Below are 7,009 nucleotides of genomic sequence, written 5' to 3'. Positions count from 1 at the left end.
ATAAGTAATCAGGATTATACATTTGGAATTAGAGAGAGGAGGTAATCTTTAAATGGAAGGTTCTCTTGCACATCTTGGTTCAGGCCTTGCAATAGGTCTCGGTGCTATCGGCCCTGGAATCGGTATAGGTATCCTCGCCGGAAAGGCACTTGAGGGTATGGCACGCCAGCCGGAGGCCACAGGAACTCTCAGAACGACGATGTTTATCGGCATCGCGTTCGCCGAAGCTATTGCACTTTATAGCTTCGTTATCAGCATCTTGCTGTTCTCAAAGTAGGAGAAAGACAAAAAAACAAGGACTAGATCATTTGTTCTAAGAAATGGGTGGTTGCAAATGATTGCATTAAACCAACCCCTGATAGTCTACACGGCTATAGCGTTCTTTCTTCTGGTAGTGTTGCTCGGTAAGTTCGGATTCGGTCCGATTGTCCAGATGCTGGACGCACGTGAGCGTAAAATACGCGAGTCGATCGAGCAGGCAGAACACGCAAGGCTAGAGGCAGAACGTTTGCTCAGAGACTATGAGGAAAAGTTAACCGAGGCGAGAGCCGAGGCACAGCAGTTCATAGCCGAGGGTAAACAACTCGGCGAAAACTTAAGACAAGAAATTGTCGCCAAGGCCGATGAAGAGGCCAAGCGCATGGTCGCAAAAGCCGACGAGCAAATTCAACGCGACGTCGAGCAGGCGATCAAAGAGTTGCGGGCGGAAGTCGGCAACATCAGCGTTGAATTGGCATCTAAAGTCATTGAAGCAGAGCTTGATAAAAACGCACACGACAAGCTCATCGAAAAATACCTTAGTGAAGTGGGTCGCTCATAATGAGAGGCGAACAGGTAGCTAGGGAATACGGACAAGCGTTATTCGAGGCGGCTCAGGGCAAGGGCGAACTTGAAAAGGTAGCCCAGGAAATTGACGTTGTCGGTGAGCTGTTTGCCGATCCTGAGTTCGAGGGCTTTTTTCAATCGATCAAAATTACAAGCGAAGAGAAGAAAAACGTCTTCAATAAGGTATTCCTTCAGGGGGTATCGGTCCTAACGCGAAACTTCTTCTGGGTGATGTTCGACAACAACCGTGAGAACTTGTTTAACGAAATGCGTAACGAGTTCGAAAGGTTGCTCGATGAGCAAAGCAGAAGGACGGTGGCGAAGGTAATAACCGCGGTTCCTCTCAACGATGAGTTGAAAGTAAAAGTGCAGAACAGGCTTACAGAAACGCTTCAAAAAGAAGTAATACTCGAGACAGTAGTCGATCCGAGTATTTATGGCGGAATGTTGATCTATGCGAACGATCAAATTATTGACGCTAGCGTAAAATCACGTTTGAACAGCTTACGCGAAAAGTTAATTCAAACGGGGTAAGGAGAAGGTGTATGAGAATCAAGTCGAGAGAGATTGCCTCGCTTCTGAGGCAAGAAATTGAAAAGTACGAACCTCAAGTAGAAATCGAAGAGGTTGGGACGGTTCTCGAAGCCCGAGATGGTATCGCTATTATTCACGGTGTGCGCGGCGTAATGTCCAACGAAATGCTGGAGTTTCCCAATGGAGTAATGGGGCTCGCCCTTAACCTCGAAGAGGATAACGTGGGTGCCGTTATTATTGGTGACTACCTACAGGTTCATGAGGGAGACATCGTTAAACGTACCGGACGAATTGCTGAAGTTCCGGTCGGTGAAGGACTCCTTGGCCGTGTCGTTAACGCGTTAGGACAGCCCATTGATGGTAAAGGCCCGATTAATCAGGAGGGCTACCGCCCGATTGAGTGGCTGGCCCCAGGCGTCGTTCAGAGGCAACCGGTTAAGGAACCTCTGCAGACCGGCCTTAAAGCCGTTGACTCCATGATTCCGATAGGCCGTGGGCAGCGCGAGCTTATTATCGGCGACCGTAGAACCGGAAAGACCGCCGTCGCAATCGATGCAATTATCAACCAGAAAGATACTGGTGTTATTTGTGTCTATGTTGCGGTCGGCGGTAAAGCATCAACCGTTGCGCAGGTTGTTGAGACCCTTGAGAAGTACGATGCGATGAAGTATACGATTGTCGTTGTCGCCCCAGCGAGCGACCCGGCGCCGTTGCAGTATATCGCCCCGTACTCGGGTTGCGCTATGGCTGAGCACTATCTGTATAACGGAAAACATACCCTGGTTATCTACGATGACCTGAGCAAGCAAGCGCAGGCTTATCGTCAGATGTCGCTTCTTCTGAGGCGTCCACCGGGCCGCGAGGCGTATCCGGGTGACGTTTTCTACCTCCACTCAAGGCTTCTTGAGAGGGCATGTAAACTAAGTGACGAACTCGGCGGCGGGTCGCTAACCGCTTTGCCGATTATCGAGACACTTGCCGGCGATGTTTCGGCGTATATCCCGACCAACGTTATCTCAATTACCGATGGCCAGATATTCCTTGAGTCGGATCTCTTCTACTCAGGCGTTCGTCCGGCTATTAACGTCGGTATTTCGGTATCCCGAGTCGGTGGTAACGCGCAGACAAAAGCCATGAAGCAGGTTGCGGGCGGTCTAAGGCTTGACCTGGCGCAGTATCGTGCCCTTGAGGCGTTTGCCCAGTTCGGCTCCGATTTGGATAAAGCCACACAGGCACAGCTTGCACGAGGCGCTCGCATGGTTGAGTTGCTGAAACAGGGACAGTATTCACCGATGTCTACCGAGGACCAGGTTATCGCTATTTTCTGCGGTGTTCGCGGCTACCTCGACGATATCGATATCCCGAAGATCAAAGGCTTTGAAACCGGCTTGCTTGAGCTTATCCACAGTAAATATCCCGATATAGCGAAAGCAATCGCTGCAGAGAAAATAATCTCAGAGGAGACCGAGAAAAAACTGGGTGAAGTCATCAACGAGTTCAAGCAGATGTTTGTCGGCACATCTCTGTAGTGTAAGGATGATGGATAATGTCAAAAGCTAGAGCGGTCTTAAGCAGAATAAAAAGCGTTGAGAAAACGCGGCAGATAACCAAAACCATGGAAATGGTTGCGACTGCGAAGATTAAAAGGGCTCAAGCGCGAATCGAGTCGGCACGTCCGTATGCTCTTAAAATGATGGATGTTCTTAATAACGTTGCGCAGAATGTCGGCGTGGATAGTCATCCGCTCCTGCAGGTGCATGAGAACATCGAGAACGTTATCATAGTGTCGGTCACATCCAACCGAGGTTTATGCGGTGCCTTTAATATGAATATTTTAAGGCAGTCCGAGGCTTTGTTTAGGCAAGAGACCGCAGCGGGCAAAAACGTTAAGTTTATTGTCGTCGGTCGAAAAGGCCTGGGATACTTGAGATTTGTCGGGTACGATATCATAGAGGCCCACACGGACTTTTCCGACAATCCGACGTTCATCGAGGCCAAGAAGGTTGCTGATAGAGTAGTCGAGACGTATGAAGAGGGCACCGTCGATAAGGTGTATGTCGTATTTAACCAGTTTAAATCGATAATGGAGCAGAAAACTACCGTTCACCAACTGCTGCCGATCAAGCAGGAGGCGATAACCAAGGGCGAAGAGCAAGAGGCCGGCAAAACAGCCTCGTATGAATTCGAGCCTGATGCGGTGCGCGTTCTTTACGATCTCTTGCCGCGGTATGTGGATACGGTGGTCTTGAGAGCCCTTATGGAATCAGCCGCGAGCGAGCAAGCGGCTCGTCGAACGGCAATGAAGAACGCAACTGATAGCGCTGGTGATATGATTGATAGTCTCACCAGATGGTATAGCAGAGCACGCCAGGCGCAGATTACGCAAGAGATTGCGGAGATCGTAGGCGGCGCCAACGCGCTGAAAGAAGCATAATCGACTCAAGGCAAGAATCCGCAAGGATTCCTCTAGGCTGAAGGCTTTAGGCCTTTCAAGCCAATCGATTAACGTAGGTATTATTAAGTATAACTACATAATTGCCTTGAGCCGTGAGCCTAGAGCTAGGGAGGAAGCGAAAGCTTTCGGCCTTGAGCTGTGAGTTTTCGTTAGTAATTATGGCAGTAATGCCACTATTTACGTGTAGTAAGAATAGAGGTGAGAAGTGTAAATGGGCGTAGGGAGAATAGTTCAGATTATCGGTGTTGTTCTCGACGCAGAGTTCGAGCCCAACGAAATCCCGCCAATTTATAACGCTCTTAAGATTTCGGCCGATACGCCGCGAGGCAAAGTCGAGGTTATCGCCGAAGTTCAGCAGCACTTAGAGGGAAGTAAAGTTAGAGCGGTAGCTATGTCATCTACCGATGGCCTGGTAAGGGGCATGGAGGTCGTCGACACAGGCGCACCGATTACTATGCCGGTCGGAGAGGGAACATTGGGAAGGCTCCTTAATGTTCTCGGGCAAGCCATCGATGATGACAGGCCGGTTAATGCGGCCGATCGTTATCCGATTCACCGTAAACCACCGGCGTTTGATCAATTGCAGCCGACTACCGAGATTTTTGAGACCGGTATTAAGGTTATCGATTTTCTCGCACCGTATGTTAAGGGTGGTAAAATCGGTCTGTTCGGTGGTGCAGGTGTAGGTAAGACCGTTCTTATTACGGAACTTATCCATAACATCGCCACCAAACACGGCGGATATTCAGTGTTCACCGGTGTAGGTGAGCGTACTCGTGAGGGAAACGACCTGTGGCTTGAGATGAAAGAGTCCGGCGTTCTCGATAAAACAGCACTTGTGTTCGGTCAGATGAATGAGCCGCCGGGCGCACGTCTTCGCGTTGGCTTAGCAGGGCTAACGATTGCGGAATACTTCCGCGACCAGGGAAAAGATGTTCTTCTCTTTATCGATAACATCTTCCGCTTTACCCAGGCGGGCTCAGAGGTTTCGGCGCTTCTTGGACGTATGCCATCCGCTGTAGGTTATCAGCCTACACTCGGAACTGAGATGGGTGATTTGCAGGAGAGAATTACATCAACCCGTAAGGGATCAGTTACATCCGTACAGGCTATTTACGTACCTGCCGACGACCTGACCGACCCGGCGCCGGCGACAGCGTTTACGCACCTGGATGCGACAACAGTTCTGGACAGGGCGCTTGTTGAGATCGGTATCTATCCGGCGGTCAACCCGCTCGAATCTACATCGAGGGCTCTTGAGCCGGACGCTGTAGGCCAGGAGCACTATGACGCTGCTCGTAACGTACAGCAGATCCTTCAGAGGTACAAAGAGCTTCAGGATATCATCGCCATCCTCGGTATGGACGAGCTTTCTGAGGAAGATAAGCTAATCGTACAGAGGGCGAGGAAGATACAGCAGTTCTTAAGCCAACCGTTTAACGTTGCTGAGCCGTTTACCGGCATGAAGGGCGAATATGTTCCGCTAGCCGAGACTGTCCGCGGCTTTAAAGAGATTGTCGAGGGCAAGCACGATGCGTTGCCTGAGCAGGCATTCCGTATGGTTGGAACGATTGACGATGCTATAGCCAAAGCCGAAACGCTTATGGCGACAGTATAGCTTCTTAAGCTTCTTAAATTTGGAGGTTTACATACATGGCTGATCGCAAGCTATTGTGCGAAGTGGTTAGCCCTGAGAGAATCGTCTATAGCGGCGAGGCCGAGATGGTCGTGGTACGCGGCGTAGAGGGCGAGCTTGGAATTATGACAGGTCATATTCCGATCGTCACGCCCCTTGAGATAGGCGAGATGAGGGTTAAGCACGACGATGGGCAAGAATATATTGCAGTCTTGGGCGGTTACCTGGAGTTCAGCAATGACAAGGCAACTGTGCTGGCCGATGCGGCCGAGCTGGCTCAGCAAATTGATGTATCGCGTGCCGAGCAGAAAAAGCAGGAGCGCGAGAGAGAGCTTACTGAGGCCAAGGCAGATGACGAAGCTCTAGTTGCAGCCGAGATTAGCTTAAGAAAAGCGCTTCTCAGGATCAAGGTTGCCCAGCGACGTAACGGTTAGTATACGTAACGGTTAATTTAACGTAACGGATAACTAATATAAATAATGGCTGCATAAATGATGGCAGCCCGTAAAGGGCTGGGATTATCGACGATTTTAAGTTGACCATCACTTTATTCTCCTTTATTCTTTTTAACAGGGTAGGCTTACAAAAGCTTACCCTGGTTTTTATGTGGTGCGTCTCGGGGAAGTTATGATGTTAATGGAACCAACCAGTGGAACTAACTATATGAGCGGCAAATTTGTTGTCCAGGGTGGGAATAGGCTTAGCGGCGCCGTGAGGGTAGGCGGCGCCAAGAATTCTGCGCTTAAGTTAATGGCGGCGGCGTTGTTAACCGAGGAGCAGACGGCGCTCACCAATGTGCCGCTTATCACCGATGTCAAAATCATGGCGGCGGTTCTCGAAAGGCTCGGCGCCTCCATCAGCTACTCTGACCCCGATGTCATTGAGATCAAACCCGGTTATTCGCTCTATGCGGAAGCCCCGTATGAGCTGGTCAGCCAGATGCGCGCCTCGATCATTGTCCTGGGGCCGCTTCTTGCGAGACTCGGCAGGGCGAGGGTTGCCATGCCGGGGGGCTGCAACATCGGTTCGCGCAAGATCGATATGCATATACGCGGCCTCGAAATGCTCGGCGCACGTATCGAGGTCGGTCACGGTTTCATCGAGGCGATATCCGAAAAACTGGTGGGGAGCAAGATAGCCCTCGATTACCCGAGCGTCGGTGCTACCGAAAACCTGCTGATGGCGGCAACGCTTGCAGAGGGTGTAACCATTATAGAAAACGTGGCGCGCGAGCCCGAGATCGTTGATCTCGCTAACTTTTTACGAAAAATGGGCGCAAAAATCGAAGGGGCGGGCACCCCGACCATGCGCATCGAGGGGGTCGACAAACTCCATGGCGTCGAATACCGCGTAGTTCCTGACAGGATCGAGGCTGGGACATTGCTTGTTGCGGCCGCCATTACCAACGGCGATATCATGGTTAAAGACGCCATCCCCGAGCACCTCGAGATGGTCATCAGTAAGCTCAGGGATATCGGGGCCGAGGTCATTGCCTCTGATGCGGGGATACGGGTTGCCGGTTGCAAGTGCATCAATCCAACCGATATCGCGACCCTGCC

The 7,009-nt window shown here is 50.8% G+C and carries 8 protein-coding genes; all 8 read left to right on the top strand.

From position 1 onward, the window contains the following. Positions 1–52: 52 nt before the first annotated feature. On the top strand, positions 53–277 hold the full coding sequence (gene atpE / locus COY37_RS11380; protein WP_286678333.1) for an ATP synthase F0 subunit C: 225 nt from the start codon (positions 53–55) through the stop codon (positions 275–277). Between the two features lie 57 nt (positions 278–334). Then, positions 335–820, top strand: coding sequence for a F0F1 ATP synthase subunit B (gene atpF / locus COY37_RS11375; RefSeq protein WP_286678334.1), 486 nt, complete (start codon positions 335–337; stop codon positions 818–820). After that, positions 820–1,359 (top strand): ATP synthase F1 subunit delta, encoded by a 540-nt coding sequence (gene atpH / locus COY37_RS11370; RefSeq protein ID WP_286678335.1) that lies wholly within the window; start codon positions 820–822, stop codon positions 1,357–1,359. Before atpF ends, atpH begins: the two co-directional genes overlap by 1 nt. An 11-nt stretch (positions 1,360–1,370) precedes the next feature. Next, entirely contained in the window at positions 1,371–2,888 is a 1,518-nt protein-coding gene (atpA, locus tag COY37_RS11365) for a F0F1 ATP synthase subunit alpha (protein WP_286678336.1), read from the top strand. A gap of 17 nt (positions 2,889–2,905) precedes the next feature. Then, entirely contained in the window at positions 2,906–3,793 is an 888-nt protein-coding gene (gene atpG, locus COY37_RS11360; protein ID WP_286678337.1) for an ATP synthase F1 subunit gamma, read from the top strand. Between the two features lie 232 nt (positions 3,794–4,025). Next, a complete protein-coding gene (gene atpD, locus COY37_RS11355; RefSeq protein WP_286678338.1) occupies positions 4,026–5,432 on the top strand; it encodes a F0F1 ATP synthase subunit beta in 1,407 nt (468 codons plus the stop codon). A gap of 35 nt (positions 5,433–5,467) precedes the next feature. After that, positions 5,468–5,884: a F0F1 ATP synthase subunit epsilon gene (locus tag COY37_RS11350; RefSeq protein ID WP_286678339.1), complete on the top strand. Its 417-nt coding sequence runs from the start codon at positions 5,468–5,470 to the stop codon at positions 5,882–5,884. 193 nt (positions 5,885–6,077) lie between these two features. After that, positions 6,078–7,009 (top strand): UDP-N-acetylglucosamine 1-carboxyvinyltransferase (locus COY37_RS11345; protein ID WP_286977644.1); only part of this gene is annotated, 932 nt, incomplete at its 3' end.

The organism is Candidatus Aquicultor secundus (assembly GCF_002791875.1).
Taxonomy (GTDB): domain Bacteria; phylum Actinomycetota; class Aquicultoria; order Aquicultorales; family Aquicultoraceae; genus Aquicultor_A; species Aquicultor_A secundus.
Note: the sequence above shows the minus strand (reverse complement) of the source record. Positions and strands in the feature narration are given on the sequence as shown.

Excerpts from the sequence above, each read along its gene's own strand:
- atpE (WP_286678333.1), top strand. The coding sequence starts at position 53 with ATGGAAGGTTCTCTTGCACATCTTGGTTCAGGCCTTGCAATAGGTCTC.
- atpF (WP_286678334.1), top strand. The coding sequence starts at position 335 with ATGATTGCATTAAACCAACCCCTGATAGTCTACACGGCTATAGCGTTC.
- atpH (WP_286678335.1), top strand. The coding sequence starts at position 820 with ATGAGAGGCGAACAGGTAGCTAGGGAATACGGACAAGCGTTATTCGAG.
- atpA (WP_286678336.1), top strand. The coding sequence starts at position 1,371 with ATGAGAATCAAGTCGAGAGAGATTGCCTCGCTTCTGAGGCAAGAAATT.
- atpG (WP_286678337.1), top strand. The coding sequence starts at position 2,906 with ATGTCAAAAGCTAGAGCGGTCTTAAGCAGAATAAAAAGCGTTGAGAAA.
- atpD (WP_286678338.1), top strand. The coding sequence starts at position 4,026 with ATGGGCGTAGGGAGAATAGTTCAGATTATCGGTGTTGTTCTCGACGCA.
- COY37_RS11350 (WP_286678339.1), top strand. The coding sequence starts at position 5,468 with ATGGCTGATCGCAAGCTATTGTGCGAAGTGGTTAGCCCTGAGAGAATC.